This window comes from Brachybacterium sacelli (assembly GCF_017876545.1).
Taxonomy (GTDB): Bacteria; Actinomycetota; Actinomycetes; order Actinomycetales; family Dermabacteraceae; genus Brachybacterium; species Brachybacterium sacelli.
On record NZ_JAGIOD010000002.1, the window covers coordinates 511,655 to 536,839 of the forward strand.

General features: G+C 70.2%; 24 protein-coding genes. 15 read left to right on the plus strand and 9 right to left on the minus strand.

Features of this window, described 5'->3' with window-relative positions; genetic code table 11:
* Nucleotide 1 precedes the first annotated feature (1 nt).
* The gene (locus JOF43_RS16560) at nucleotides 2-964 is read left to right on the plus strand and encodes a zinc-binding dehydrogenase (protein WP_209904062.1); all 963 of its coding nucleotides are present in this window, start codon (nucleotides 2-4) and stop codon (nucleotides 962-964) included.
* Nucleotides 961-2,214: an NAD(P)H-binding protein gene (locus JOF43_RS16565; protein ID WP_209904064.1), complete on the plus strand. Its 1,254-nt coding sequence runs from the start codon at nucleotides 961-963 to the stop codon at nucleotides 2,212-2,214. The genes JOF43_RS16560 and JOF43_RS16565 overlap by 4 nt, the downstream gene beginning before the upstream one ends.
* Before the next feature lie 129 nt (nucleotides 2,215-2,343).
* Here JOF43_RS16565 and JOF43_RS16570 read toward each other — a convergent pair whose 3' ends face one another.
* Nucleotides 2,344-3,189 (minus strand): SDR family oxidoreductase, encoded by an 846-nt coding sequence (locus JOF43_RS16570; protein WP_209904066.1) that lies wholly within the window; start codon nucleotides 3,187-3,189, stop codon nucleotides 2,344-2,346.
* 273 nt (nucleotides 3,190-3,462) lie between these two features.
* Here JOF43_RS16570 and JOF43_RS16575 point away from each other — a divergent pair, with 273 nt between their 5' ends.
* Nucleotides 3,463-4,377 (plus strand): NADP-dependent oxidoreductase, encoded by a 915-nt coding sequence (locus tag JOF43_RS16575; RefSeq protein WP_342592218.1) that lies wholly within the window; start codon nucleotides 3,463-3,465, stop codon nucleotides 4,375-4,377.
* 149 nt (nucleotides 4,378-4,526) lie between these two features.
* Here JOF43_RS16575 and JOF43_RS16580 read toward each other — a convergent pair whose 3' ends face one another.
* From JOF43_RS16580 to betT, 3 genes are all read right to left on the minus strand, one after another.
* Nucleotides 4,527-6,119, minus strand: a complete 1,593-nt coding sequence (locus JOF43_RS16580; protein WP_209904070.1) for a GMC family oxidoreductase — start codon at nucleotides 6,117-6,119, stop codon at nucleotides 4,527-4,529.
* Nucleotides 6,120-6,196: 77 nt separating this feature from the next.
* Nucleotides 6,197-7,681, minus strand: coding sequence for an aldehyde dehydrogenase family protein (locus tag JOF43_RS16585; protein ID WP_209904072.1), 1,485 nt, complete (start codon nucleotides 7,679-7,681; stop codon nucleotides 6,197-6,199).
* Nucleotides 7,674-9,974: a choline BCCT transporter BetT gene (betT, locus tag JOF43_RS16590; protein ID WP_209904074.1), complete on the minus strand. Its 2,301-nt coding sequence runs from the start codon at nucleotides 9,972-9,974 to the stop codon at nucleotides 7,674-7,676. The genes JOF43_RS16585 and betT overlap by 8 nt, the downstream gene beginning before the upstream one ends.
* 315 nt (nucleotides 9,975-10,289) lie before the next feature.
* Here betT and JOF43_RS16595 point away from each other — a divergent pair, with 315 nt between their 5' ends.
* Nucleotides 10,290-10,664 carry a hypothetical protein gene (locus JOF43_RS16595; RefSeq protein ID WP_209904076.1) on the plus strand — a complete coding sequence of 125 codons (375 nt, stop codon included), beginning with the start codon at nucleotides 10,290-10,292 and terminating at the stop codon, nucleotides 10,662-10,664.
* A gap of 199 nt (nucleotides 10,665-10,863) precedes the next feature.
* On the opposite strand, the gene JOF43_RS16600 is transcribed toward JOF43_RS16595, so the two are convergent.
* The gene (locus tag JOF43_RS16600; RefSeq protein ID WP_245354584.1) at nucleotides 10,864-12,363 is read right to left on the minus strand and encodes a DHA2 family efflux MFS transporter permease subunit; all 1,500 of its coding nucleotides are present in this window, start codon (nucleotides 12,361-12,363) and stop codon (nucleotides 10,864-10,866) included.
* Between the two features lie 250 nt (nucleotides 12,364-12,613).
* Between JOF43_RS16600 and JOF43_RS16605 the strand changes: the two genes are divergently transcribed.
* The 4 genes from JOF43_RS16605 (at nucleotide 12,614) to JOF43_RS16620 (ending at nucleotide 15,488) form a co-directional block, all read left to right on the plus strand.
* Nucleotides 12,614-13,666 (plus strand): tellurite resistance/C4-dicarboxylate transporter family protein, encoded by a 1,053-nt coding sequence (locus tag JOF43_RS16605; protein WP_342592219.1) that lies wholly within the window; start codon nucleotides 12,614-12,616, stop codon nucleotides 13,664-13,666.
* Nucleotides 13,667-13,758: 92 nt separating this feature from the next.
* A complete protein-coding gene (locus JOF43_RS16610; RefSeq protein ID WP_209904079.1) occupies nucleotides 13,759-14,385 on the plus strand; it encodes a dihydrofolate reductase family protein in 627 nt (208 codons plus the stop codon).
* Nucleotides 14,382-14,777: a cupin domain-containing protein gene (locus tag JOF43_RS16615; protein ID WP_209904081.1), complete on the plus strand. Its 396-nt coding sequence runs from the start codon at nucleotides 14,382-14,384 to the stop codon at nucleotides 14,775-14,777. Before JOF43_RS16610 ends, JOF43_RS16615 begins: the two co-directional genes overlap by 4 nt.
* Nucleotides 14,778-14,852: 75 nt before the next feature.
* On the plus strand, nucleotides 14,853-15,488 hold the full coding sequence (locus JOF43_RS16620; RefSeq protein ID WP_209904082.1) for an HhH-GDP family DNA glycosylase: 636 nt from the start codon (nucleotides 14,853-14,855) through the stop codon (nucleotides 15,486-15,488).
* 60 nt (nucleotides 15,489-15,548) lie between these two features.
* Here JOF43_RS16620 and JOF43_RS16625 read toward each other — a convergent pair whose 3' ends face one another.
* A complete protein-coding gene (locus JOF43_RS16625) occupies nucleotides 15,549-15,869 on the minus strand; it encodes a putative quinol monooxygenase (RefSeq protein WP_209904083.1) in 321 nt (106 codons plus the stop codon).
* 128 nt (nucleotides 15,870-15,997) lie between these two features.
* Between JOF43_RS16625 and JOF43_RS16630 the strand changes: the two genes are divergently transcribed.
* The 3 genes from JOF43_RS16630 (at nucleotide 15,998) to JOF43_RS16640 (ending at nucleotide 19,048) form a co-directional block, all read left to right on the plus strand.
* Nucleotides 15,998-16,789 (plus strand): IclR family transcriptional regulator, encoded by a 792-nt coding sequence (locus JOF43_RS16630; RefSeq protein ID WP_209904084.1) that lies wholly within the window; start codon nucleotides 15,998-16,000, stop codon nucleotides 16,787-16,789.
* Nucleotides 16,790-16,895: 106 nt separating this feature from the next.
* A complete protein-coding gene (locus JOF43_RS16635; protein WP_209904085.1) occupies nucleotides 16,896-17,486 on the plus strand; it encodes a hypothetical protein in 591 nt (196 codons plus the stop codon).
* Nucleotides 17,483-19,048 carry a GMC family oxidoreductase gene (locus JOF43_RS16640; RefSeq protein ID WP_209904086.1) on the plus strand — a complete coding sequence of 522 codons (1,566 nt, stop codon included), beginning with the start codon at nucleotides 17,483-17,485 and terminating at the stop codon, nucleotides 19,046-19,048. Before JOF43_RS16635 ends, JOF43_RS16640 begins: the two co-directional genes overlap by 4 nt.
* A gap of 91 nt (nucleotides 19,049-19,139) precedes the next feature.
* Here the strand turns inward: JOF43_RS16640 and JOF43_RS16645 are convergent, their stop codons facing one another.
* A complete protein-coding gene (locus tag JOF43_RS16645) occupies nucleotides 19,140-19,484 on the minus strand; it encodes a universal stress protein (RefSeq protein ID WP_209904087.1) in 345 nt (114 codons plus the stop codon).
* Nucleotides 19,485-19,637: 153 nt separating this feature from the next.
* Here JOF43_RS16645 and JOF43_RS16650 point away from each other — a divergent pair, with 153 nt between their 5' ends.
* Genes JOF43_RS16650 through JOF43_RS16660 form a run of 3 tightly spaced genes read left to right on the plus strand, consistent with a single transcriptional unit; the run spans nucleotide 19,638 to nucleotide 22,722 of the window.
* Entirely contained in the window at nucleotides 19,638-20,654 is a 1,017-nt protein-coding gene (locus JOF43_RS16650) for a tripartite tricarboxylate transporter substrate binding protein (protein ID WP_209904089.1), read from the plus strand.
* The gene (locus JOF43_RS16655) at nucleotides 20,651-21,214 is read left to right on the plus strand and encodes a tripartite tricarboxylate transporter TctB family protein (RefSeq protein ID WP_209904092.1); all 564 of its coding nucleotides are present in this window, start codon (nucleotides 20,651-20,653) and stop codon (nucleotides 21,212-21,214) included. Before JOF43_RS16650 ends, JOF43_RS16655 begins: the two co-directional genes overlap by 4 nt.
* The gene (locus JOF43_RS16660) at nucleotides 21,214-22,722 is read left to right on the plus strand and encodes a tripartite tricarboxylate transporter permease (protein ID WP_209904093.1); all 1,509 of its coding nucleotides are present in this window, start codon (nucleotides 21,214-21,216) and stop codon (nucleotides 22,720-22,722) included. The genes JOF43_RS16655 and JOF43_RS16660 overlap by 1 nt, the downstream gene beginning before the upstream one ends.
* Before the next feature lie 120 nt (nucleotides 22,723-22,842).
* Here the strand turns inward: JOF43_RS16660 and JOF43_RS16665 are convergent, their stop codons facing one another.
* Nucleotides 22,843-23,634, minus strand: a complete 792-nt coding sequence (locus JOF43_RS16665) for a SurA N-terminal domain-containing protein (RefSeq protein ID WP_209904095.1) — start codon at nucleotides 23,632-23,634, stop codon at nucleotides 22,843-22,845.
* Between the two features lie 190 nt (nucleotides 23,635-23,824).
* On the minus strand, nucleotides 23,825-24,595 hold the full coding sequence (locus JOF43_RS16670) for a MerR family transcriptional regulator (RefSeq protein ID WP_209904097.1): 771 nt from the start codon (nucleotides 24,593-24,595) through the stop codon (nucleotides 23,825-23,827).
* Nucleotides 24,596-24,781: 186 nt separating this feature from the next.
* Here JOF43_RS16670 and JOF43_RS16675 point away from each other — a divergent pair, with 186 nt between their 5' ends.
* Nucleotides 24,782-25,153 (plus strand): nuclear transport factor 2-like protein, encoded by a 372-nt coding sequence (locus JOF43_RS16675; RefSeq protein ID WP_209904099.1) that lies wholly within the window; start codon nucleotides 24,782-24,784, stop codon nucleotides 25,151-25,153.
* Nucleotides 25,154-25,185 lie beyond the last annotated feature (32 nt).

Consider the following 25,185-nt stretch of genomic DNA (forward strand, 5'->3'; position numbering starts at 1 on the left):
CATGCGCAGCGTCGAGGTGACGGCCTTCGGCAGCCCGGAGGTCCTGCAGGTCCGCGAGTCCCCACGGCCGGACCCGGGGCCCGGCGAGGTGGTGATCGCGGTCGAGGCGGCGGAGATCCTCTTCCTCGACACCCAGCTGCGAAGCGGCTGGGGCCGTGAGTACTTCACGGTCGAACCGCCCTTCGTCCCCGGCGTCGGGATCGCCGGCACCGTGATCGAGCTCGGGGACGGGGTCGACGCGGCCTGGCAGGGTGCCCGGGTGGCGGCGAGCACCTCCTCCGTCGGCCACTACCGTGGCGGCGGCTACGCCGAGTTCGCCCTCGCCGGGGTCGATCGTGCCCTGCGGGTCCCTGCCGGAGTCGAGCCCGCCGAGGCGCTGGCCGCTCTCAGCGACGGCGCCATGGGCGTCAGTCGAATCGAGCGCTCCGGGCTGTCGGCCGGGGACCGGGCTCTGGTGACGGCCGCCAGCGGCGGCATCGGCATCTGGCTGATCCCGCTGCTGGCCGCCGCCGGCGTCGAGGTGATCGCGGCGGCCCACGGCCGGCAGAAGGTCGAGCTCGCACGCGAGCGGGGAGCGACCGTGGCGGTCGATTACGGGCAGGAGGGCTGGGCCGACGGGCTGGACGAGGTCGACGTCGTCTTCGACGGCGCCGGCGGCCGGCTCGGCGAGCAGGCGGCGAGCCTGCTGCGCCACGGCGGTCGCTTCTTCGCCTACGGAGCCGCCTCCGGCGAGTTCGTCGACACCGATCGCCTCGCCGCCGAGCGGGGAGCGCAGGTGATCGGGCTGCACGAGGAGTTCACGGACGAGGACGCACACCGCTACGCCGGCCAGGCGCTGCACCTCCTGGCCGCGGGCACGGTGGCGCCGGTGATCGGCCAGAAGCTGCCCCTCGAGAGCGCCGCGGAGGCGCATGCGGCGATCGAGGATCGCCGCATCGTCGGGAAGTCGGTGCTGGTCCCATGAGCACACGCGAGCGCACCGGGCCGCGGACCGTTCTGGTCATCGGCGCGACCGGCCGGACCGGCCGACAGGTGGTGGACGGGCTCCTCGCAGCAGGCGTGGCGGTCCGCGCGCTGGTCCGGCATCCTCTGACGGCGGGCCTGCCTGCCGAGGTGACCATGATCGAGGGCACGCTGCAGGATCCCGGCGCCGTGCGGCAGGCCGCCACCGGGGCCGACTCCGCCTTCCTGCTCTGGATCGGCGACGACCCGGCGGAGATCCCGCCCGTGATCGATGCGCTGACCTCGTCCGTGCGGCACGTCGTCTACCTGTCGGCCGCGGACCTCCGCAGCGGGCTCGGTGCCGGCAGCGCCGTGCAACCGGGGATCCATGCCGAGGTCGAGCGTGTGCTCGAGGCGTCCCCGAGCACGTGGACCTTCCTGCGCGGCGGCGGGTTCGCCGCCAACACCTTGGAGTGGGCCGGGCAGATCCGAGCCGGTGACACCGTGAGCGTGGTCCATCCAGGGGCCGGCCGGTCCCTCGTGGACGAGCGAGATCTCGGGGAGGCCGCGGTCCGGGCGCTGAGGGATCCCTCGCTGGTCGGCCGTGCCCTCTCCCTCACCGGCCCGGAGACCCTCACCCAGGAGGAGCAGATCGCCGTCCTCGGTGACGTCCTCGACAGGGACCTGACGGTCCAGGAGCGGGACACCGACGAGGCGCGCGCGGAGTACGCGACGCTCATGGGCGTCGATCTCGCCGACCGGGCCCTCTCCTACTGGGCGACGCTGATCGAGGATCCCGAACCGGTCACCAGCGGCATCGACGAGATCCTGGGCCGACCACCGCGGTCCTACCAGGACTGGGCGCGCCTGCACCGCCTCGACTTCGAGTCCCTCACCACCGCAGAAGTGGCTCACCGGTACGCCGAGGCCTTCCGCAGCGGCCGGATCGCGGACGCCACGCGGATGCTGGACCCGGACGTCGTGCGCGTCGCGCCCCTGGAGGAGGGCGGCGTGGAACGGGAGGTGCGGGGGCTCGCGGCGATCATGGAGAACGCCGCGCGCCAGACCGAGGACGGCGACATGGAATCCGTCGAGGTCGGCGACCCCCTGGTCGGCGACGACAGCTTCGCGATCCGCTTCACCTTCGGCATGCGCGCCCACGGGACGGGGGAACGCTTCCGCACCGTGAAGCTCTCGCTCTGCGCGGTGGCCGCTGGTCGGATCGTCCGTGAAGAGGTCTTCTACCACCTCAATCCCTCGATGAATCCGTAGGATCCCCGCAGGCCGGACCCTCTTCCGGAGCCGGGACCACCGGCGCGCTCCCGGCTCCGGAGGGGTCTGCGGTCCGCTGTCTGGGTCCTCCGGATCAGGATCGCAGCGGCGCCGGCCCGCCGGGGCGGCTCAGCTGAACTGGATCCCGCCGTCGACGAGCATCGTCTGGCCGGTGACGTAGTCCGAGTCCTCGCTCGCGAGGTAGGAGACCATCTTGGCGACGTCGGCGGGGACGGAGACCCTGCCGAGGTGGATCGAGGCCGCGTTCTCCGCGAGGGCCTCGCCGCGCTGCTGGCCGTTCTTCGCGGCGAGCTTCTCGTCGATGAGATCCCACATCGCCGTGCCGACGATGCCGGGGCCGTAGGCGTTGACCGTGATCCCGTGCTCGGCCCACTCCATCGCCGCGGCCTGGGTGAGTCCGCGCACGGCCCACTTCGTGGCCGAGTACGCCCCGAGGAACGCGAAGGGGCGGAAGGCGACGATCGAGGCGGCGCCGATGATCTTGCCGCCGTGACCCTGCGCGACCATCTGCTTCGCGGCCTGGCGGTACGAGTTGAACACGCCGGTGATGTTCACGTCGAGGATCTTCTGGAAGTCCTCCGCGTTGTAGTCCAGGAGCTCCTGGACCTGGGCGATCCCGGCGTTGGCGACGAACACGTCGAGGTGCCCGCCGGCCTCGACCGCCGCGGCGACCAGGGCCGCGACCGAGTCCTCCTCGGTGACGTCGACGCTCACCCCGGTGGCAGTGCCCCCGGCGAGGATGATCTCGTCGACCGTGGAATCGATCCCCTCCTGCGTGATCGGCAGGTCGGCGACGATCACGTGCAGGCCGTCGCGTGCGAGACGCCGGGCGATGCCCTCGCCGATGCCGCGTGCCGCGCCGGTGACGACGGCGACGCGCTGCCCCTGCGGTGCTGACCGCCGGGCCGCCTCGACCGTCGAGGGGCTCTCGGTTCCGGTGCTCGTGGTGTTCATGGCTACTCCTCATCGAGTGACGACATCGGTGACCCGTGGTTCAGGTCACGGATTCAGCACAGCAGTGGATCGGCAGCAGCGGCAACGCCCCTTCTCGCGGACCGAGAACTGCAGGTAGGCCGCCTCCTGCTCCGGGCACGGGGCACTCCAGGACGGTGCCTGCGTCGGTCGGCGGCCCCGGGGCGGACCGGCGCCGCGGGGAACGGATCCGGGGCCCACACCGGTGGCGGGAATGTTCGCGCGGCGTGGCGTGTTGTCCCGGACATGCGAGCGATGACCTACGCCGAGTACGGCGACCCCAGCACCCTCGAGCTCACCGATGCCCCGACCCCCAAGGTCAGCCCGGGAGCCGTGCTGATCCGCGTGGAGCGGGCGTCCGTGAACCCCGTCGACTGGAAGGTGATGGCCGGCGGTCTCGACGGGCTCATCGAGACCGTCTTCCCCGTGATCCCCGGCTGGGACGTGGCCGGCGTCGTCGAGGCGGTCGGCCCCGACACCCCGGAGTTCACGCCCGGTGACCGCGTCGCCTCCTACGGCCGCACCGACGTCATCCATGGAGGGACCTACGCCGAGTTCGTGGCGCTGCCGGTCACCTCCGTGGCGGCGATCCCGGAGAGTGTGGACGTCGAGGCCGCGGCGGGACTGCCGCTGGCGGGCCTGACCGCGCTGCGCAGCCTCGAGACCCTGGAGCTGACCGGTGACGACACGCTACTGATCCACGCCGCCTCGGGCGGAGTCGGCCACCTCGCCGCACAGCTGGCCCGCGAGACCGGCGCCCGCGTCATCGGCACCGCCTCGACCGGCAACCACTCGGCGCTGCAGGCCATCGGCGTCACGCCGGTGAGCTACGGCGACGGCCTGGTCGAGCGCGTGCGCGAGATCGCGCCCGATGGCGTCACCGCGGTCGCCGACTTCGTGGGCGGTGTCCGGGAGGACACCCTCGCCCTGCTGGCCCGAGGCGGGCGCCACGTCTCGATCGCCGATCCCTCCGTCGAGGAGGCCGGCGGGCGCTGGGTGTGGGTGCGCCCGGACGGCCCGCGACTGCGGACGCTGCTGGAGAAGGTCGCCGTCGGCAGCCTGCAGGTCGAGATCGATCGCTCCTTCGCACTCGCAGACGCCGCCGAGGCCCTCGAGGTCAGCAAGGCGGGGAAGGCGAACGGGAAGCTCCTGGTCGACGCGACCCGCTGAGCGATCGGGCCCGCGGGTCCTCATGGAGCTGTGCCAAGATCTCAGCCACTTTCGCGCCAGAAATGGCTGAGATCGAAGCTATCTCTCGCGACCCGCGGGAACGCGGGGGTGGGGGCGGGCGCCGCGGGTCGCTGGCCGTTGGCCGCGGGTCAGGCGCCGCGCGCCTCGCGGATCAGGTCGGCCGCGCGCTCGCCGATCAGCATCGTGGTGATGTTCGGGTTCACCGCGACCAGCTGCGGCATCACAGAGCCGTCGACCACGCGCAGACCCGTCACGCCCTTGACCCGCAGCTGCGGGTCCAGCGGAGACATCGGATCGTCGACCGCGCCCATCCGGCAGGACCCGGCAGGGTGGTAGACGGTGTTGTGGGTCCGGGCGACGTAGTCGGCGATCTCCTCGTCGGACTGCACGTTCTCCCCGGGGAACAGCTCGCGGCCCCGGTAGGCGTCCATCCCGGGCTGCGCGACGATCTCGCGGGCCCGGCGGATCCCGGCGACGGCGACGGCCATGTCGTGGCCCTCCTCGTCGGTGAAGTAGCGCGGATCGACCCGCGGCTTGTCGCGGTAGTCGATCGTGCGCAGCCGCACGGTGCCGCGCGAGCGGGCGTGGGTGACGTTCGGGGTCAGCGCGAAGGACTCCGGGGAGGTCGGGTAGCCCTGCCGGCGGGTGTGCATATCGAAGGGCACCGAGCCGTAGTGCATCATCAGGTCCGGCAGGTCCAGGTCCTCCTGGGTGGGGGAGAAGATCCCGATCTCCCACCACTGGGTGGAATCGCGGGTCATCGGCTGCGCGGACTCCCAGGAGATCACCGCCTCCGGGTGGTCCTGCAGGTTCGAGCCGACGCCGGGGGAGTCGACCCGCACGTCGAGTCCGATCTCGCGCAGGTGATCGGCAGGGCCGATGCCCGAGAGCATCAGCAGCTTCGGGGAGTCGATCGCCCCGGCCGAGAGGATGACCTCGCGACGCGCCTGCATGATCGAGGAGCGGTCGAAGGCGTTGTCGACGTACTCGACGCCCGTGGCCCGCTGGTCCTCGTCGAACAGGACCCGCATTACCTGCAGACCCGTGAGGACGTGCAGGTTCTCGCGCTCCAGGTTCGGATGCAGGTAGGACACCGACGAGGAGGCGCGGGTGCCGTCGGCCTGGCGGTTGACCTGGAACCAGTTGGCCCCGTTGACGACGGTCTCGAAGTCGTTGAACGTGGCCTTCGGGATCCCGGCCTGCTCGCAGGCCTCCAGCAGGGCGACGCCCACCGGGTCCTCGGCCGGGACGTCCATCAGGTGCACGGGCCCGTCGGCGCCGTGGCCCTTCCCCGTGCGGTCCTTGTTCGTCTCCAGCCGCGCGATGAGCGGGAGGATCGTCTCGGAGTTCCAGCTCTCAGCGCCGAGGCGCTCCCACAGGTCCATGTCCTCCGCCGGCGGGTGGAAGGCGATGCAGGAATTGTGGGAGGAGCAGCCGCCGAGCACCCTCGCCCGGGCATGGCGCATGAAGGAGTTGCCGTTCTCCTGGGGCTCGATCGGATAGTCCCAGTCCAGTCCGGATTCCAGCAGCTCGGGCCAGCGCTTGAGCTGGAGCACCTCCTGGTGCTCGAGGTCGGAGGGGCCGGCCTCGAGCAGGGCGACGTCGACGCTCGGGTCCTCGCTGAGGCGCGAGGCCAGCGCGGCACCGGCGGAGCCGCCGCCGACGACGACGTAGTCGAATGCGGCCAAGGGGTTCTCGGACGTGAGGTCCTGCGTGGACATGTCTCCTGCTTCCAGTCGAGGGGTGGGGGAGGGGTCGTCCCGTCGGCGTGGGACGGGGCGACCCCGGAACGGCACGGTCAGGACGTGCGCGGGAACCAGCCGGTCACGGCGGGCTCTGTGTTCTCGTAGATGTGCTTGGCCTCGGTGTACTCCTCGAGACCGGTGGCGCCCAGTTCACGGCCGACGCCGGACATCTTGAAGCCGCCCCATTCCGCCTGTGGAAGGTAGGGGTGGTAGTCGTTGACCCAGATCGTGCCGTGGCGCAGACGCCGCGAGACGCGGTTCGCGGTCCCGGAGTCCGAGGTCCACACGCCGCCGGCCAGGCCGTACTCGGTGTCGTTGGCGATCGCGATCGCCTCGGCCTCGGTGGAGAACGTCTCCACGGTGATCACCGGGCCGAAGCCCTCTTCGACCACGGCCGGGTTCTCGGAGGTGCAGCGGTCCAGCACGGTCGGGGCGTAGAAGAAACCCTGCTCGTGCTCCGGACCGCCCCAATGACCCCCGATGCGCAGCCGCGCCCCGGCCTCGACCCCGCGCCTCACGTAGTCGGTGACCTTGTCACGGTGCTGCTGGGAGATCAGCGGGCCGGTCTCGGCCTTCTGGTCGAAGGGACCGCCCATGACGATGCCCTCGGCGCGGGCGACCAGGTCGTCGACGAAGCGCTCGGCGATGGTGTCCTGCACGATCAGACGGGTGCCGGCCGAGCACAGCAGGCCTGAGTCCATGAAGCCGGCGTTGAGCGCGTTGTCGAGCGCCGCCTCGTAGTCGGCATCGGCGAAGACCACGTTCGGGTTCTTCCCGCCGAGCTCGAGGGCGACCTTCTTGATGCCCTGCGCGGCTGCCCCTGCGATCTTGCGACCGGTGACCAGTCCACCGGTGAACGAGACCAGGTCGATCTCCGGGTGCGAGGAGAGCGGGGCGCCGACCACGCCGCCGTCCCCGAGCACCAGGTTCGCGACCCCTGCGGGCAGGCCCAGACGGTCCAGCACGTCGATGATCAAGACGGTGGTGTGCGGGGTGAGCTCCGCCGGCTTGATGACGAAGGAGTTGCCCGCGGCGATGGCCGGAGCGATCTTCCAGGACGCCTGCAGCAGGGGGAAGTTCCAGGGCGTGATCATGCCGCACACGCCGATCGGCTCGTGCACCACGCGCGAGATCACGCTGTCGTCGCCGGCATCGATCAGGCGGCCGGGATGCTGGTCGGCGATCTTGCCGAAGTAGCGGAAGCAGGCGGTGATGTCGTCCATGTCGCCCTCGGCCTCGACCAGGCGCTTGCCGGTGTCGAGCGCCTCGGCGCGGGCGAACTCGTCCTTGCGCTCCTGCAGCTGGTCGGCGACCTTCAGCAGGAGATCTCCGCGGGCGGAGGCGGGTTCGTCGGCCCACACGCGCGACTCGAACGCGCGACGGGCCGCGAGGATCGCCCGCTCGACGTCCTCGCCGCTGGCCTCGGAGACGACGCCGACCTCGCGCTGATCGGCCGGGCAGGTGACGGTGCGGGTCTCGCCCGTGGACGAGGGCACCCAGGCGCCGTCGATGTACAGGGTGGCGGTCGGGTCAGTCATGACGCTCCTTCGACTCGTGGGTCTTGGTGTTCTTGGTGGGCTCGGTGTCCTCCGCGGTCCTGGGGGACTCCGCCGGCGGGGTCGATCCGGCCTCGTGCAGGGCGGCGGCTGCCTGACCCGTGCGCTGGTCGGGAGCCTGATCGGTGTCGATCCAGGTCTCGGGCGCGGTGACCGGGATGGTCCCGGTCGCGGTGCCGAGCTCCTGGCTCATCGTCAGATACATGATGTGGGCGTCGTAGGCGTCCAGGACATCGGTGATGACCTGTTCCTTCGTGAAGCCCATGATGTCGCGGCCGCGGGACCCGAGCAGCGAGAAGATCTCGATGCGGTAGTAGACGTCCCGCACGGTGGAGAGGTTCGCGGCGAAGCTCGGCACCGAATAGGCCACGGGATAGGCCTGGTACTTGAAGTCCTCGGCGTCCGGGAACGAGACGACGAGGTCCACGAAGGGGACCGAGCTGTCCGGGTGGGCCCCACGATGGCAGGAGACCTCGGCCCCGAGGGTGGTGAGCTCGGCGGCGACCTCCTCGACCGCCGGTGCGGCGACGGTGTCCACGAAGGTTCGCGCCCGCTCCTCGTCGGCGTAGGACATCCGCTTGTGCAGCCGCTGGCGCCAGGAGCCGCGCTCCCCGCCTTCGCGCACCCGGCTGGTCAGCAGTGCGGGCAGCGCAGCCTGCCGGGACTCCAGACCCGCCTTCTCGGTCCGCAGCACCTTCCAGAGGCTGAACATCACCAGGTAGACCAGCACTGACAGCGGCAGGCCGATCATGACCGTCGCCGCCTGCAGGGTGTACACGCCGTCGATGAACAGCATCACCAGCGTCAGCGCACCGGTGATCACGGCCCAGACGATGCGCAGCCACGGCGCCCCGTCGGAGTCGGTCCGCGAGGGCTTCGAGGTCATGTTCGCCATCACCAGCGAACCGGAGTCGGCGGAGGTGACGTAGAAGAACAGTCCGGTCAGCAGCGCGAGGGAGACGGTGAAGATCGCTCCGGGGTACTGCTCGAGCAGATTGAAGAACCCGGACTCGGGCTGGTTCACGGCGAGGTTCAGGAACTTCTCGTCGTCGAAGAAGCTCATCGCCGCGTTCCCGAAGATCGAGACCCACAGCAGGATGAACGCGAAGGGGATCAGCAGCACGCCGACGACGAACTGACGCAGGGTGCGACCGCGGGAGATGCGCGCCAGGAAGAGGCTCACGAAGGGTGACCAGGCGATCCACCAGGCCCAGAAGAAGAGCGTCCAGTCGGCCATCCACTGGTCCGAGGCGTACCCCAGCTCGGCGGCACCGTCGGTGTAGGCGAAGGTGTTCATCATCATCGACGGGAAGCGCGAGAAGAAGTCGCCGATGTTCTGGACCAGGGCGTTGAGCAGGTGGTGGGTCTGACCGGAGAACAGCACCCAGAGCATGAGGATCAGAGCGAGGACGACGTTGAGCTCGGAGAGCCGACGGATGCCCTTGTCGACGCCGGAGACCGTCGAGAGGATCGTGATGAACACGGCCAGCGCCATCAGTGCGATCTGCACGGCCATCGAGTTCGGGATGCCGAACAGCGCCGAGAGCCCGAAGTTGAGGAAGACGACCCCGATGCCGAGGGAGACCGAGATGCCGAAGATGGTGCCGATGGTGGCGCCGATCTCGGCCACGTGGCCGACGGCGCCGTGGATCCGCCTGCCGAAGATCGGGGCCAGCGCCGAGCGGATCGACAGCGGCAGGTGGTAGCGGTAGGCGAACAGACCGAAAGCCATGCCCATCAGCGCGTACATCGCCCAGCCGGGAATACCGTAGTGGAAGATCGTCCAGATGGTGGCCATCCGCGCGGCCTCGTCGGAACCGGCCGGGACGTCCGGTGGGGTGAGGTAGTTCGTGGCCGGGCCGGAGATCCCGAAGAACATCAGGTCCACGCCGATGCCCGCCGCGAACAGCATCGCCGCCCAGGTGAACAGGTTGTACTTCGGCAGCGAATGGTCCGGGCCCATCTTGGTCCGCCCGACCGTGGAGAACGCGACGATCAGCACGAACACCACCACGATGGTGGCAGTCAGGACGTAGTACCAGCCGAAGTTCGCCGCCACCCAGGCCATGGCACCGAAGATCACGGTCTCCGCGGTGCTCGGCCAGATCGCGGCGAACAGCACGAACGCGACGATGAGTGCTGCGGTGCCGCCGAAGACCGGCCAGTTCACGGGGGAGGGGGACGCGCTGGTCTCCGAGGCCGAACCGCCGCCGCCGGGGTCCCTCCCGGGGTCGGGAGTCTCAGCAGGGCGAGGGATCGGGGTGGCCTCGGCCATCAGGGTCCTTTCGGTCGACGGACGGACGGGCCGCGTCCGAGCGCGAGGCGATCGGACCCGGCCAGGGCACATGCCCACAGCCGCGCATACCGAGGAGCCGCAGGCAGTACTCGACCTTAGAGTTACTTGGCTCTAGGGTCCACTATGTCCTGAAGGGGCGTGACGTACCCGTCAGGTGGAGCATACCTGTGCCGTGCGTCACACTGTGGGTGACGGGGTGCGGAGCCGCCGGACCCCGCGGCGAACGCACCGGAGGATATCCATGGCCGCAGACCGAGTTCGAGCCGGAGACCGCGCCCACACCGGAGGGCGACCGTGACCGCAGCCCGTGTGCGCCCCGGAGGCCGAGGTCGAGCGCGCACCGGGGCCTTCGTCGCGGGGCTGCTGTGCGCCAACAGCCTGCCGCACCTGGCGACCGCCGCGGCGGGAAGGTGCCACCTCACGCCGATCGGTGGGGCAGAGTCCTCCCGTGGGATCAATGCCGCCTGGGGCGCCGCCAACCTGATCGGCGGTCTCGCGCTCATCGCCCACAGCGCTCGCGGTGAGGGGCTCTCCGCCGGCAGCGTCCGCGGTGAGGAGCGGTGGGACTCCCGCCTGGTGGCCTTCGATCTCGGAGCCGCCGTGTTCGCGGCGTGGATGGCGGCCAGCGAAGCCACCCTGCAGGTGAACTGGAGCCCACCGGAAGACTGACAGCTGCGCGCCGGGCGGGCGACGCCGCGCCACGTCCGAGTCGAGCGCCGCCCCGACCGATGCTGATCGCAACATCGGTCGAGGCGGCCCGGAACTTCATGTGCCATCCCGCGGGCGCACGGCTGCCGTGCGGAGATGCGGCACGGGCTGCCGTGCGGAGATGCGGCACGGGCACGCAGCCCGGGGGTGGGCGGAGCGCTCAGGAGGCGGCAGCGCCCTCCACGGCCGACGGCACGGTCTCGACCTTCGGTGGCTTGGTGCCCCGCAGGAAGAGCGCTCCGATGACGCCGAGCGCACCGATCGCGCCTGCCACGAGGAAGGCCACGTTCACCCCATGGATCTGGCCGGCCATCCCGTACTTCTCGGGGTCCCGGGCGGCCTCCGCCATGACCGTGACGAGCACCGCGGTGCCGACCGAAGCGGCGACCTGGCGCAGCGTGTTGTTCAGCGCCGTGCCGTGAGGGATCAGGTGCGGTGGCAGCTGGTTGAGCGCTGCCGTGGTCACCGGCATGATCACCATCGCCGTGCCGAACATCCGCACGGCGTTGACCACGGCGATGTAGACCAGCGACGTCTCGGTGCTGAGCACCGCGAACATGAACGTCGTGACGGTGACCAGGGTGAAGCCGACCGTCGCGAGCACCGTGGCGCCGAAGCGATCGAAGATCCGCCCGGTCACGGGGGACATCAGGCCCATCACGACCGCGCCGGGCAGGAGCACCAGCCCGGACTCCATCGCGGTGTAGCCGACCATGTTCTGCATGTACAGCGGGATCAGGAGCATTCCGCCGATCATCGCCATGAAGACGAGCATGCCCAGGACGGTGCCGAGGGTGAACATGCGGTAGCGCAGCACGCGGAACTCGAGGATCGGCTCCGGGAGGCGCAGCTGGCGATGCACGAACCACACCAGGGTCAGCGCGCCGATCACGAGAGGCGCGAGGGCCTGCGCGCTCGTCCACCCGGAGTTGCCGGCGTTGCCCAGCCCGAACAGCAGGCCGCCGAAGGCGAAGGTGGACAGGATGATGGAGAGCACGTCCAGGCGCGGGAACGTGCGCTCGGTGACGTTCCGGAGGATGAAGAAGGCGACGATCATGTCGATCACGGCGATCGGCAGCATCATCAGGAAGAGGGTCTGCCACGGGAGGTGGTCGACGATCCAGCCCGAGAGGCTGGGGCCGATCGCCGGGGCGAAGGCGATGACCAGTCCGAAGGTGCCCATCGCGGTGCCGCGCTTGTCGACGGGGAACACCGCGAACAGGATGGTCTGCATGAGCGGCATGATGATCCCGCCGCCGGCGGCCTGGATCACGCGGCCCAGCAGCAGCACCGGGTAGACGGGCGCGACGGCGCACACCAGCGTTCCGACCGTGAACAGCCCCATCGCTGTGAAGAACAGGGTCCTGGTGGAGAACTTCTGGATGAGGAACGCCGTCACCGGGATCATGATCCCGTTGACCAGCATGAAGGTCGTGGTCACCCACTGTGCGGAGATCGCTGTGATGCCGAATTCGCGCATGAACGCCGGCAGCGCCGTGTTCAGCAGCGTCTGGTTCAGGATGACGATGAAGGCTCCGGAGACCAGGGTCGCCAGGACGACATTGCGATTGACGGCCTGCGGTGTGCGGTGCTCGGAAGCCCCCTCGGTCGCCTCGTGTGCGGTCGTTCGGTCCGTCGTGTCCGTGGTCTCGCTGGTCAAGCGACCTGGCCCCTCTCGTGCGTCATGGGTTCCGGCTCTCGCGCGCCATGGATCCCGGCTCTCGTGCGTGATGGATTCCGGCCGCTCGTGGCTGCGGGCATGACTCAGCGCCCCCGACGGTCGTCCGTGTACGACAGTAGGCCTGAAGTTGCAGTGAGTGCAAACAAATGTCCGGGGTCTCACGGTCGGAGAAGCACGGGGGAACCGCGCTCTGCTCGTGCCGCCACGGGGTCGAGGTGACAATGGGGTCGTGACCAGTGCCCCCACCACCCTCGCCGCCCGCACGGACCAGGCCCTCGCCGGACTGTCCCCGGGATACTTCGCGCTGGTGATGGGCACGGGCATCGTCTCCATCGGCCTGCACGAGGCGGGCGCCTCGACGGTCGCGGTCATCCCCCTGGTGCTCGCGGCGATCGCCTTCGTCGTCCTGGTGGTCCTCCTCGTGGCCCGCGGGTTCCGTCACGGCGACCGCCTGCGTGCCGATGCCCGCAACCCCGAGACGGCCTTCGCCTTCTTCACCGTCGTGGCCGGTACCGACGTGCTCGCCGTCGGACTGCACCAGCACGGCCTCGGCACGGTCGCCACGGGGCTGCTGGCCACGGCCGCGGCGATCTGGCTGGTGCTCGGGTACGTGCTGCCGTGGCAGGTGCTGATGACCCGCGACGGCGAACCGATCCTCGCCCGCACCAACGGGACCTGGTTCATCTGGTCGGTGGCCTCCCAGTCCCTCGCCGTCGGCCTGTCCGGTCTGCACCCGGCGACCCCGCGCCTGGCCGATCTGCTCGGCGTGCTCACGGTGCTGTCCTGGTCGGTGGGGACCATCCTCTACGTCGGGATCGCCGTGCTGGTGATCCTGCGGATCCTCCACCACGGGATCACGCCCGAGCAGTTCGAGCCGACGTACTGGGTCGCGATGGGGGCGCTGGCGATCTCGGTGGTCGCCGGGGCGAGCATCGTGGACATGGCGTCGGTGCCGATGGTCGATGCGGCCCGGGGCCTCATCGGCGGGACCGTCGTGGTGTTCTGGTGCTTCGCTGCCTGGCTCGTCCCACTGCTGGCGGGCGCCGGTTTCTGGCGTCATCGCCTCCACCGCGTGCCGCTGCGGTACTCCCCGTCGCAGTGGTCGATGGTCTTCCCCCTGGGGATGTTCGCCGTGGCCTCGATGCGGTTGGGTCGGGTCGAGCACCTGCCCATGGTCGAGGCGGTCGGCGTCGGCTTCCTCGGCGTCGCCCTGCTGGTCTGGGCCCTGGTCGGTGCCGGACTCGTGCTCACCCTCGTGCGCCTGGCCCGCGGCAGCGCCTGAATGATCTGCGCCGAGGGGTGGCCGGAGCTCCCTCCTCGTCGTAATGTGGCACAGGCACGCACACGAACCGATCTCGACGACGAGGACGACGCATGAGTGCCACGCCATCACCCTCCGCGGCCCAACCGCTGCTGGTCGACTTCATCCTCTCGCTGGACGGCTGCGCCGCCGGGGAGGGCTGGCCTGGCTGGTGGGGGCTGCAGAGCCCCGAATACCTCGACTGGCTGGGGCAGGAGCCCGAATACCTCACGCTGATGGGCGCGACCACCTACCGGCTCATGTCCCAGATGGCCGAGCACGCTGAAGGGGTCGATGTCACCGAGGAGGAGAAGGCGAGCTTCGCCGAGATGGCCCAGATGCCGAAGGTGGTCTTCTCCTCGACCCTCGAGGAACCGCTGAGCTGGGCCAACACCACACTGGTCAGCACCGATGCGGTCGAGGCCGTGCGGGAGCTGAAGCAGACCTCGACCCGCGCGCTGACCACCACCGGCAGCATCCGGCTCAGCAACTCACTGATGAAGGCCGGTCTCGTCGACCGCTTCCGCGTCATCCTGTTCCCGGTGATCACCGGGCGTACGGGCCTCGAACGCATCTGGGAGCAGTTCGCCGACTACGGTCTCGAGCTGACCGCCTCCCGCACCTTCGAGGGCGGACTCCAGCTGCTCGAGTACGTGCCGACGTATCTGCCGCGGCCGCCCGGGACGGAGTGGGAGCGATGAGCGCGAGCGGCTCGGTGGGCGGCGCCGGACCCGACGGGGGGACCGCGGCGGCTGATCTGGTGATCAGCCGGTCCGACGGTCGTGAGGACGGCGAGGACTGGGCAGAGAACTACGAGCATCTGCCGGGCGCTGCCGGGGTCTCGCTGATCCTCGAGTCCACGACCCGGGAGGGGCAGGGGCCGCGCCTGCACCTCCACCCCTATGCCGAGACCTTCCTGATCCGGCGCGGCAGCGCGACCTTCACCCTCGGCGACGACACCGTGGTCGGGCGGGCAGGGCAGGTGCTCATCGCCCCTGCGCGCATGCCGCACACGTTCCGCACCGGACCCGACGGCTATGAGGCCGTCCACATCCATCCCGCCGAGGCCATCGAGACCGAATGGCTCGAATGACGGGGCACCCGCTAGGAGCATCTGGGTGGGCCGGCCCGCCCGGCACCGACTAGGCGACTCCGGAAGGAGGCACTGATGGCCCGATCGCACCGTGAGATCGCCGCGGCCCTGCTGGACGCCCACGGCACCACCTACGCCGCCCAGGCCGGCATCGACCTCGCGGACAAGCCCTCCCCGCTGTACCGCCTGCTGGTGCTGGCGACCCTGCTGTCCACCCGCATCGGCGCCGACATCGCCGTGGCGGCGGCGCGGGAGCTGTCCGCGGCCGGGTTCCGCACCCCGCAGCGGATGGTCGACTCGACCTGGCAGGAACGGGTCGACGCGCTGGGCCGGGGTCACTACCGCCGCTACGACGAGTCCACCGCGACCCGCCTGGGAGACGGAGCCCGCCTGCTGCTCGACACCTACCGCGGGGACCTGCGACGACTTCGCGACGCCGCCGAGGATCCCGAGGACGTGCGAGAACGACTGCAGGACTTCCCGGGCATCGGCCCCACCGGCGCGGCGATCTTCGTGCGCGAGGTGCAGAGCATCTGGCCGGGCGTCGCACCCTTCGTCGACCGCAAGGCGCTCGACGGCGCACGACGCCTCGGCCTGCCCCGGGACCCGGAGGAGCTCGACGGGCTCGTCGACCCTGCGGACCGCGCCCGGCTCGCCGCGGCGCTGGTCCGTGCAGAGCTGGGCGGCCTGGACCGTACCGATCTGTCGTGAGACGGTCACGGCGCCCGAGCGGGCGCTCTCGGGAGCGGCGGGCCCGCTGACCCGAGCGGCTCAGTCCACCTGCACCTCGCCCATCGGGCCCCAGCCGTCGCCCTCGACCTGGTGGGAGACGATCTGCGGGGTCGCGGAGAGGTACTGCGGGAACTCCTCCTGCATCGCGGCGAAGTGCGGGGAGTTCACGTGCGGGCCGGCCCCCTCGTCGGTGAAGGCCTCGATCAGCACGTAGGTGTTGGGCTCCTTCACGCTGCGCGACCACTCGAACCAGAGGTTGCCGGGCTCCGCCAGCGTGGTCTCGGTGAACTCGCGGGAGATCTCCGGCCAGCGGTCGGCGTACTCGGGCTTCACAGGGAACTTCACGTTGATGAGGATCATCGTCGGGTCCTTTCTCCTCGTGCGGGTGGGCACAGCCTGCCCCGCCCGCGACATGTGCGGTAGGGCGATTCTCGCAAGGCAAGAACGGATCCTGCTGCACAATGGGAGCGAACCGTGGGAGGGGATGCATGACCACTACGCAGGACCGGGGCGACGAGGCCCCGACCGGGCAGATCGCCCGCGCGCTCGCCGTGCTCGAGGCCGTCGCCGCCGGCGGCAGCAGCACCGCCCGCACCATCGCCGACGCCACGGCGATACCGCTGCCCACCGTGTACCGGATCGCACAGGAGCTGATCCGCGCCGGATACTTGGTCCACCTGCGCGACGAGCAGCGCTTCGCCCTCGGCTACCAGCTGCACCTCCTCGCGGTCGGCCTCCACGAGGATCTCGGGATCCCTCGCGCGGTGCGCGAGGAGGTCCACGCGATGCACCGGGATCTCGGGATGGCCTCCTACCTCGCCATCCACCGCGGCACCGACTTCGTGGTCGTCCACGTCTCGGACTCCCCGCAGAGCCCGCGGCTGTCGCCGATGGGGTTCGGCTTCCACGAGAGCCCGCACGCGACGGCCTTCGGCAAGGTGGGGCTCAGCGCGCTCGGGCTCGAGGAGCGAGATGCCTACCTCGACGGCCGTGTGCTGCGCGCCCACACCCCGAACACGCTCACCGATGCCCTCGAGCTGCGTCGCCAGCTCGAAGAGATCGCGGAGCGCGGTATCGCCTGGGAGCACGAGGAGTTCCGGGCCGGCACGGACTGTCTGGCGGCGTCGATCAAGGCCGACGACGGGATGCTCATCGGCTCGGTCGCGGTCTCGGCGCCGGTCACCGCCTATGCCGGCAGGGTGCGGCACGTCGAGGACCGGGTGCGCGCCTGCGCCTCCCGGGCCGGTCGCGCCTACCGTCTCGGGGCGCATCATGCCTGAGCCCCCTCGTGCTTCTCGTCCGGCGATAACGCGGATTGTGGGCACCCCGCGCCACTCCTAGGTTGTGCTCCAGGTCACTGGCGAGGACGCCAGGGAAGGAGAAGTCATGAGTGCAATGCACGGCAGCGACGCCGTCAATGACGTCGAGGGCACACCGGAGGCGCAGAGCACCCTGGTCGCCCTGATCAAAGCCGCATTCCCGCACGAGACGGTCCCGGACTCCGCTTACGAGCGGACCGCGGACATCGTGCAGAAGCAGGCCGAGGAGAGCGCCTGGTTGCGGCTCAAGCTCGCGCAGGGGCTGGATTCCCTGCAGGCGCTGGCAGGAGGGCGGTTCCACGAGCTGACGACACTGGAGGCGCTGCCGCTGCTGCTGCGCATCCAGCACACCACCTACTTCGGTTTCGTCCGGCAGACGGTGGTGGTCACCCTCTACGAGGACGAGGAGGTGTGGGAGGCGCTCGGCTACGAGGGCCCGTCCTTCGACAAGGGCGGTTACATCGACCGCGGCTTCGACGACCTCGACTGGTTGCCCGAGCCGCGGATCGAGGAGTACGACGGCGAGCCGCTGCAGGAGGTCGTCTCCGACCTGCCGGCCTCCGCCAGCACGTCCAGCACCCGCGGCGCCGCGGTGCCTGCCGGACAGAGCAGCGCGCGAGCAGGGCGCGTCGGGAACCGCAGGAAGGGCCAGGCATGAAGACCATCGACCACGACACCGAGACCGTCGTCATCATCGGCTCCGGCGCGGGCGGCGGCACCCTCGCCTACGAGCTCACCCGCCAGGGCATCGAATGCGTCGTCCTCGAAGCAGGCCCGTACCTGCACAGCGAGGACTACATGAACCTCGAGTGGGAGGCCTTCAACCAGATGGCCTGGACGGATGCCCGCACCACGTCCGGCAGCTGGCGGGTCGCGCGGGACTTCCCGAACCTGCCCGCCTGGATCGTCAAGGCAGTCGGCGGCACCACCACGCACTGGTCCGGCGCGACCCCGCGGCTGAAGGCCCACGAATTCGCGGCCCGCAGCACCTACGGCCGCATCGACGGGGCGAACCTGCTGGACTGGCCGATCACCCTCGAGGAGCTGGAGCCCTATTACACCCGCGCGGAGGACGCGATCGGCTCGACCCACCGCGGGGGACGCCCGCCGCTGCCGGCGAACAACAACTACAAGGTGCTCGCCGCGGGGGCCGAGAAGCTCGGCTATCGCCACTACGCGACGGGCCCCTACGGCACCAATGCGGAGCCCTACGACGGCCGCCCGGCCTCCATCCAGGACGGCTTCAACTTCCAGGGGGACAAGAACGAGTCGAAATGGTCGACGAAGGTGCGGGAGATCCCCCGTGCGCTGGAGACCGGCCTGCTCGATCTGCGCCCCGAGTCGCACGTCGTCCAGATCATGCATGACCGGGCCGGCCGGGTGGACGCGGTGATCTACCTGGACAAGGACGGGAACTTGCACCGTCAGGCCGCGAAGGTGGCGTGCGTGGCCGGCAACTCGATCGAGACGCCGCGCCTGCTGCATCTCAGCTCGTCCTCGATGTTCCCCGACGGGCTCGCGAACTCCTCCGGGCAGGTGGGGCGCAACTACATGCGCCACATGACCGGCAGCGTGTACGCGCAGTTCGACAAGCCGGTGACCATGTACCGGGGCGAGACGATGGCGGGGAACATCTCCGACGAATCGGTGCACAACCCCGCCCGCGGATTCGCCGGTGGCTACTACATCCAGACGATCTCGCTGGGGCCGGCCTTCCTGGCCAGCTTCGCCGAGCCCGGCGCCTGGGGGCCGAGCTTCACCAAGCTGCTGGACGCCTACCAGAACACGGCGGGCTGCTGGCTGGTGGGCGAGGACATGCCGCAGGAGTCCAACGCCATCACGCTGAACTCCACGGTCACCGACCAGCACGGGCTGCCGGTGGCGAACGTCCACTTCGATGACCACGCCAACGACCAGGCGATGCGGGAGCACGCCTATTCGACGGCCGAGCGGCTGTACAGCGCCGTCGGCGCGGTCGGCACCCATCGCACCACGCCGTACCCGTCCACGCACAACCTCGGCACCTGCCGCATGAGCGAACGGCCCGAGGACGGCGTGGTCGACAAGTGGGGCAGGGCGCACGACGTGCCGAACCTGTTCGTCTCCGACGGTTCGCAGTTCACCTCCGGCGCCGCGGCGAACCCGACGCTGACGATCGTGGCGCTCGCGATCCGTCAGGCGGAGTACCTCGCCGAGCAGCTGAAGAAGGGCGAGATCTGACCGCCCGGCCCCACTGACCGGACGCACGGCGGCCCCGCTCGCAGATCGCGAGCGGGGCCGCCTTCGTGAATGCGGCGTGAGGTCCGCCGCGTCAGGCCTTGATGCAGAGGACCGGTTTGTTCGCCTCGAGGATGATCTGCTGGGCGGAGGAGCCGAGGAAGAGCTTCGCGACCGCCGTGCGGTGCCGCACGCCGATGACGACCGCCGAGATGTCGTCCCGTTCCGCCCGGTCGATGAGGTCGCCGGTGGGGGAGTGGGTGCGGTCGTCGGGGTGCTCGAGAGTCTCGCCCACCTCACCGAGATCGGAGGCGGGGGTGTGCTCGCCCTCCATCAGGAACACGATCAGGTCCTCGCCGCGCCGGCGGGCCTCCTCGATCCCGAAGCGGTACGCGGCCTGACCGGCGGGAGTGGGGGTACCGGCGACGAGAACAGACATGGGCGCTCCTTTGCGGGGGTCGATTGCGGGAACCCTAACCGATGCGCGGACCGATGGCGCAAGCAGCCTCCGGGACGTGTTTCCATTGACGGGTCAATCGCATCGGTGCGCAGACCTGCGCTGTGCTGCGCCCCCGACGAAGGAGTCGTCCCCATGGCACACGCGGAAGAAGCAGAGCCGCCGGCGCCGAACCCGAGCCGCCGCCGCGCGCTGAGCATCGGGTTCGGCGTCCTCGCGGTCCCCGTCATCGGGGCCGCGTCCTACCAATCGATCCGCACGGCGGCCGGTGGGTCCAACGTGCGGGCGAACCTGACCCTGATCGCGCCGGCGGCCGCCGGCGGCGGCTGGGACGCCTTCCAGCGCGAGATGCAGCAGACGATGCGCACCAACGGCCTGGTCGGCAACGTGCAGGTGCTCAACATCCCCGGCGCCGGCGGAACCATCGCCATCGGCAGCCTCAGCCAGCAGAACGAAGCGAACAACCTCATGGTCGGAGGCACCGGACAGATCGCCGCGCAGATCCAGTTCGACACCGCCTCCGTGGTCTCCGACGTCACGCCCGTCGCCCGCGTGGTCGAGGAGTACGCCCTGGTCACGGTGCCTGCGGACTCCCCGCACCAGGACCTCGACTCCTTGGTCGCCGCGTGGCGGGAGGACCCGGAGGCGTTGCCCTGGACCGGAGGCGGATCCTTCGACCAGCTGGTGATGACCGATCTGGCCCTGAGCGCCGGCATCAGCCCGAAGGAGACCACCTACATCCCCTCCGACGGCGGCGGCGAGGCGATCCAGGCCCTGCTGAACGGCACCGCCCAGGCGACGGCCGGAGGGTTCGCGGACATGTATCCGCAGATCGAGGCCGGGCGTCTGCGGGGACTCGGGGTGGTGGCGCCGGAGCGCCTGGACGGCATCGACATGCCCACCCTCGTCGAGCTCGGCTACGACGTGACCCTCACCAACTGGCGGGCGATGTTCGCCCCGCCTGTGGTGACCGACGAGGAGATCGCCGAGCTCGAGCAGCTCATCGCCGAGGCGGTCGCGACCCCCGAATGGAAGGACGCCGTGAAGCGGTACTACTGGAAGGAAGTCCCCCTGGGCAGCGAGGAGCTCGTCCAGTACGTCGCGGACGAGACCGAGCGGATCAGCGCTCTGTTCGAGGAGATCCGAGGATGACCGGCGCCGGCACCACCGACGATCCCCGACGCCCCGAGGAGACCGGGGAGGGAGCCGTGGCCACGGACGAGCAGGATCACGGGTTCTGGCACGGCCGCTCGGCGTTGCTGATGCCGGCCCTGCTGGCCGCCTTCAGCCTGTTCCTGCTCCTCGGAGCGGGTCTCCTCGAAGCCGGTGACACCGAGTTCCCCGGCCCCCGTTTCGTCCCGATGATCCTCGGCGCGGTCGGGCTCGTCCTGGCCGTCCTCCTGGCCCTCGGCGTGCTGCGCACCCCCGAACCGGTCAGCGAGACCTCGGGCCGCCCCTATCGCACTCACTCCGACTTCGTGGCCCTGGCCTGGGTCGCCGGCGGCTTCCTCGCCTTCGCGCTGCTGCTGCCCTGGCTCGGCTGGATCCTCGCCGGCGCTCTGCTGTTCTGGTGCGCCGCGCACGGGTTCGGCTCGCGTCGTCCGCTCTTCGACATCCTGATCGCGCTGTTCCTCAGCTCGGTCGTCTACCTGATCTTCGGCACGGGGCTGGGCCTGATCCTGCCCTCCGGCATCCTGGGAGGAGGATTCTGATGGAACAGCTCGACCTGCTCGTGCAGGGCTTCGCAGGAGCCCTGTCCCCGATCAACCTGCTCTGGGTCGTCGTCGGCTGCCTCCTGGGCACCGCCGTCGGCGTGCTGCCCGGCCTCGGCTCCTCCATGGCGGTGGCGCTGCTGCTCCCCATGACCTTCGCGCTCGACCCCACCGGCGCGTTCATCCTGTTCGCCGGGGTGTACTTCGGCGGCCTGTTCGGCGACTCGACCATGGCGATCCTGCTGAACACTCCCGGTCAGGCCTCGGCCATCGCGTCCACCTTCGAGGGCCACAAGATGGCGAACGACGGCCGTGCCCCGCAGGCGCTGGCCACCGCCGCGATCGGCGCATTCGTCGGCGGCATGGTCGCCACGATCCTGGTGGTCTTCGTCTCGCCCACCCTGGTGAAGCTCTCCTCGAGCTTCGGGCCCGCCGAGTTCTTCGCGCTGGCCCTGTTCGCCTTCGTCGCCACCTCCTCGGTGGTGGCGGACAACGTGCTCAAGGGGTTGTCCTCCCTGGTGGTCGGCATCGGCATCACGCTGGTGGGGACCGACGGCATCTCCGGCCTGACCCGCTTCACCCTGGGCTCCCCTCAGCTGTTCGACGGGATCTCGCTGGTCACGGTGACCGTCGCCGTGCTCGCCCTCGGCGAGGTGCTGTTCGTGGCCTCCCGAGTGCGTCGCGACCGGGAGGACCTCCGGGTCCGCGGCGGGGGCGGGCGTCCCTTCCTCAACCGGCGGGAGCTCGCCGAAGCCGCCCCGGCCTGGGGGCGCGGCACCCTGATCGGTCTGCCGTTCGGCGTGATCCCCGCCGGAGGCGCCGAGGTCCCCACCTTCCTCGCCTACGAGGCGGAGCGTCGGCTGGACCGGCGCCGACGCATCCCGAAGTTCGGCAAGGGGGCGATCCGCGGTCTCGCCGCTCCTGAGGCCGCGGGCAATGCCACCACGGGCATGGCCATGGGTGCGCTGCTGGCGCTCGGCCTGCCGGTGTCCTCGACCGCGGCGATCATGCTCGCCGCGTTCGGGCAGTACGGTCTGCAGCCCGGGCCGCTGCTGTTCGAGAACAGCGCTGACCTGGTGTGGCCGCTGCTGGCGAGCTTCTTCCTGGCCATGATCGTGCTGCTGGTGATCAACCTGCCGTTCGCCCAGCTGTGGGCGAAGCTGCTGCTGATCCCCAAGCCGTACCTGTACGCCGGGATCACGCTGTTCTGCGGGCTGGGGATCTGGGCGACCTCGGCAGCCGTCTTCGATCTGGTGCTGCTGCTGGCGATCGCCGTGCTCGGCTTCCTCATGCGCCGGTACGACTACCCGGTGGCGCCGCTGATGATCGGCATGGTGCTGGGACCGCTCGCGGAGACCTCGCTGCGCGATGCCCTGCTGTCCTCCGTCGGGGATCCGCGGGTGCTCGTCTCGAGCCCGATCACACTGGTGATCTACGGCCTGTTGCTGGTGGTCATCGCCCTGTCGGTGCGCAGCGCCGTGCGCAAGCGCACCAGGCGGGACCTCTGAGGGGACGTCCTCGACAGCGACAGGCCCCGCCGGCCGAAGCCGACGGGGCCTGTCGCTGTCCGCGGCCGGAGCGTCAGCAGGGGAAGGGGATCCTCATGAACGGCCGGGCCGGGACGGTGCTCAGAGGTTGACCGTCACATCGCCCTGCTCGCGCAGCTCCGTGACCATCTGCATGGCCGCCTCGTTCTGCTGCTTCGAGACCGCTTCCTGGGCGAGCTGCTCCTTGGAGTCCTCGAAGGACGGCGTCTCGCCCTGCTGGCCGCCGGCCTGGGACTGCTGCTCGACGGCCTGGTCGTACTGCTTCTTCAGCTCCTCGTCGCTGGGCTCCTCGACGTCGGCCTCCTGCTCGACGTACGCGGTCAGGGCGTACTGATCGGCGGCGTCCTGGCGCACGTCCTCCTCGCTCATGCCCTGCTGCTCGAGCGCGGCGACGACCTCGTCGGCCGATTGGAGATCGTTCTGCTTGGCGACGTCCTCGAGGATCGAGTCGACCTGCTTCGTGGTCGGTTCGATGCCGGAGTCATGGGCCGCCTGCAGGAGCAGCTCGTTGCCGACCAGCTGATCCGCGACCTGCTTCTTCAGCTCGGTCTGGTCGAGCTCCTGACCCGAGCCCTGCTGCTGTTGCTGCTGCATCGCCTGCTGGAACTGCGATTCGTAGTTGGTGACGAACTCGTCCTTGGAGATCTCCTGGCCGTTGACCTCGGCGACCACGTCCGGGACGTCCGAGGTGTCGGGCTCGGGCATCGCCTGCTCGCCGCCACCATCGCTGGCCGCGGGCTGCTGCTGCTCACCGCCGGCGTCGCTGGCGCCCGAAGCGCCCTGATCGTCGCTGCATCCGGTCAGCGCCACGATCGCGGCGAACGAGACGGCGGCGACCGTGGTGCGGAGCGCCTTGGTGCTGGGGACCTTCACTGTGCCTCCTGAGGTTGACGGCGCGGGCGACGCTACGCCCCGAATCCTGGAATCGCGTTGCAGAAGCGTCCAGGAAGCGACCAGGACATCGGATTCCGTGGGCCGTATCACGAAACGATAACAGTGACGAGTGGGGGTGCGGGATGCCCGCGCGCGTCGGCAGGCGGGCATCCCGCCGGACCGTGCCCGATCACTCGAGGTGATCGAGGGCGTAGACGGTCATGGCATCACGCACATAGGTCGCGAAGGCCCGGCCGTCGGCGAAGAACGTGGCCCCGAAGCGCGGGTCGGCGACGTACATGTCGCCGAGGCCCACGAAGGCGTCCGCTCCCGGCGCGGTCCCGCCCCATCCGGCGCCCACCCAGGTGTGCAGGCGGCCGGTCAGGGCCTGGACCTCCTCGCCGCCGACCGGCAGCTCGCGCGCCGAGGCATCGGCGTAGCCTGCCACCAGCGCGTCGATCTCCGCACGGAAGTCCAGCTTGTCGGCGTCGCTGAGCGAACGCCACCAGCGATCGGCGTCGGCGTACGCCTGGGCGCCCCACCGCTGCTCGACCTCCTCCTGGTACTGCGTGTGGTCGAATCCGTTGAACATCGTGTCCGTCATCAGTTCTCCTCCTGTCTCGATCATCGAAAGGGTGGCGCGCACCGAGGCGGCGACCCGGGCGAGGCGTTCGCGCTCGCGCTCCAGCTGCTCGGCGTGCTCTCGCAGCGCGGTCGCGGTGGCCACCGACTCCTCGAGCACCTGGCTGATCTGCGGCAGTCCGAGACCGAGCTCCCGGAGCACGAGGATCCGCTGCAGCCGCAGCAGGCCGTCGCGGTCGTAGAACCGCTGCCCACCGTGACCCGTCCGGGACGGCAGGAGCAGCCCCACCTGCTGGTAGTGCCGCAGGGTGCGGCTGGTCGCGCCGGTGATCCGGACGATCTCCTGCATCGGCCATTCGTCGCGGGTTCCGACGTCCATGGCATCTCCTTTCCGTCGTCGCGATCGGTGCATGGACCACTGTGGCGCTTGACGCTGCGTCAAGCGCAAGGACTTCCTCGCCCTGATTTCCGAGATGGCGATCCGGGGTCGCTGCCGGGCCCTGCTCTCGAGCGCGCAGGCACTGGCGGGTGCGTACGTGCGAGCGTGGGCCTAGGGTGTCGAGCCATGGAAATGACGATTCCGGAGGACTGCGGCAACTCCCCGCGGATGGCGATCGTCGCCGATTTCGTGACGGCCTGGGCCGCCGGGGAGGCGGAGACCGTCCGCGAGTGGTTGCGTGAGGGTGCCGGCTGGGAACTGGTCGGTGATGGTCAGGACGCGGTGATCGAGGGCGTCGTGCCGCCGCCCTTCGCCGCCGAACGCGGAGAGATCCTCACCGTCCTGAGCCACGGTCGCCTCGCGGCGTGCGACGGCTACCTCGTGCGCGGCGGGCAGCGGGTGGACTTCTGCCACGTCCTGCGCTTCGCCGGCACCACGAAGACCGCGAGGATCCGCGAGATCCGCACCTATCTGCAGCCCGACGCGGCGCAGGACTGACCACAGTGGGAGGGCCGGCGGTCGCTCGACCG

What these genes read in the sequence shown, in the direction of transcription:
- JOF43_RS16560 (WP_209904062.1), top strand. Translation starts at nt 2, where the DNA reads ATGCGCAGCGTCGAGGTGACGGCCTTCGGCAGCCCGGAGGTCCTGCAG.
- JOF43_RS16575 (WP_342592218.1), top strand. Translation starts at nt 3,463, where the DNA reads ATGACCTACGCCGAGTACGGCGACCCCAGCACCCTCGAGCTCACCGAT.
- JOF43_RS16620 (WP_209904082.1), top strand. Translation starts at nt 14,853, where the DNA reads ATGGCCCGATCGCACCGTGAGATCGCCGCGGCCCTGCTGGACGCCCAC.
- JOF43_RS16580 (WP_209904070.1), bottom strand. Translation starts at nt 6,119, where the DNA reads ATGTCCACGCAGGACCTCACGTCCGAGAACCCCTTGGCCGCATTCGAC.
- JOF43_RS16640 (WP_209904086.1), top strand. Translation starts at nt 17,483, where the DNA reads ATGAAGACCATCGACCACGACACCGAGACCGTCGTCATCATCGGCTCC.
- JOF43_RS16630 (WP_209904084.1), top strand. Translation starts at nt 15,998, where the DNA reads ATGACCACTACGCAGGACCGGGGCGACGAGGCCCCGACCGGGCAGATC.
- JOF43_RS16615 (WP_209904081.1), top strand. Translation starts at nt 14,382, where the DNA reads ATGAGCGCGAGCGGCTCGGTGGGCGGCGCCGGACCCGACGGGGGGACC.
- JOF43_RS16645 (WP_209904087.1), bottom strand. Translation starts at nt 19,484, where the DNA reads ATGTCTGTTCTCGTCGCCGGTACCCCCACTCCCGCCGGTCAGGCCGCG.
- JOF43_RS16610 (WP_209904079.1), top strand. Translation starts at nt 13,759, where the DNA reads ATGAGTGCCACGCCATCACCCTCCGCGGCCCAACCGCTGCTGGTCGAC.
- JOF43_RS16655 (WP_209904092.1), top strand. Translation starts at nt 20,651, where the DNA reads ATGACCGGCGCCGGCACCACCGACGATCCCCGACGCCCCGAGGAGACC.
- JOF43_RS16635 (WP_209904085.1), top strand. Translation starts at nt 16,896, where the DNA reads ATGAGTGCAATGCACGGCAGCGACGCCGTCAATGACGTCGAGGGCACA.
- JOF43_RS16565 (WP_209904064.1), top strand. Translation starts at nt 961, where the DNA reads ATGAGCACACGCGAGCGCACCGGGCCGCGGACCGTTCTGGTCATCGGC.
- betT (WP_209904074.1), bottom strand. Translation starts at nt 9,974, where the DNA reads ATGGCCGAGGCCACCCCGATCCCTCGCCCTGCTGAGACTCCCGACCCC.
- JOF43_RS16670 (WP_209904097.1), bottom strand. Translation starts at nt 24,595, where the DNA reads ATGGACGTCGGAACCCGCGACGAATGGCCGATGCAGGAGATCGTCCGG.
- JOF43_RS16570 (WP_209904066.1), bottom strand. Translation starts at nt 3,189, where the DNA reads ATGAACACCACGAGCACCGGAACCGAGAGCCCCTCGACGGTCGAGGCG.
- JOF43_RS16660 (WP_209904093.1), top strand. Translation starts at nt 21,214, where the DNA reads ATGGAACAGCTCGACCTGCTCGTGCAGGGCTTCGCAGGAGCCCTGTCC.
- JOF43_RS16675 (WP_209904099.1), top strand. Translation starts at nt 24,782, where the DNA reads ATGGAAATGACGATTCCGGAGGACTGCGGCAACTCCCCGCGGATGGCG.
- JOF43_RS16625 (WP_209904083.1), bottom strand. Translation starts at nt 15,869, where the DNA reads ATGATCCTCATCAACGTGAAGTTCCCTGTGAAGCCCGAGTACGCCGAC.
- JOF43_RS16585 (WP_209904072.1), bottom strand. Translation starts at nt 7,681, where the DNA reads ATGACTGACCCGACCGCCACCCTGTACATCGACGGCGCCTGGGTGCCC.
- JOF43_RS16650 (WP_209904089.1), top strand. Translation starts at nt 19,638, where the DNA reads ATGGCACACGCGGAAGAAGCAGAGCCGCCGGCGCCGAACCCGAGCCGC.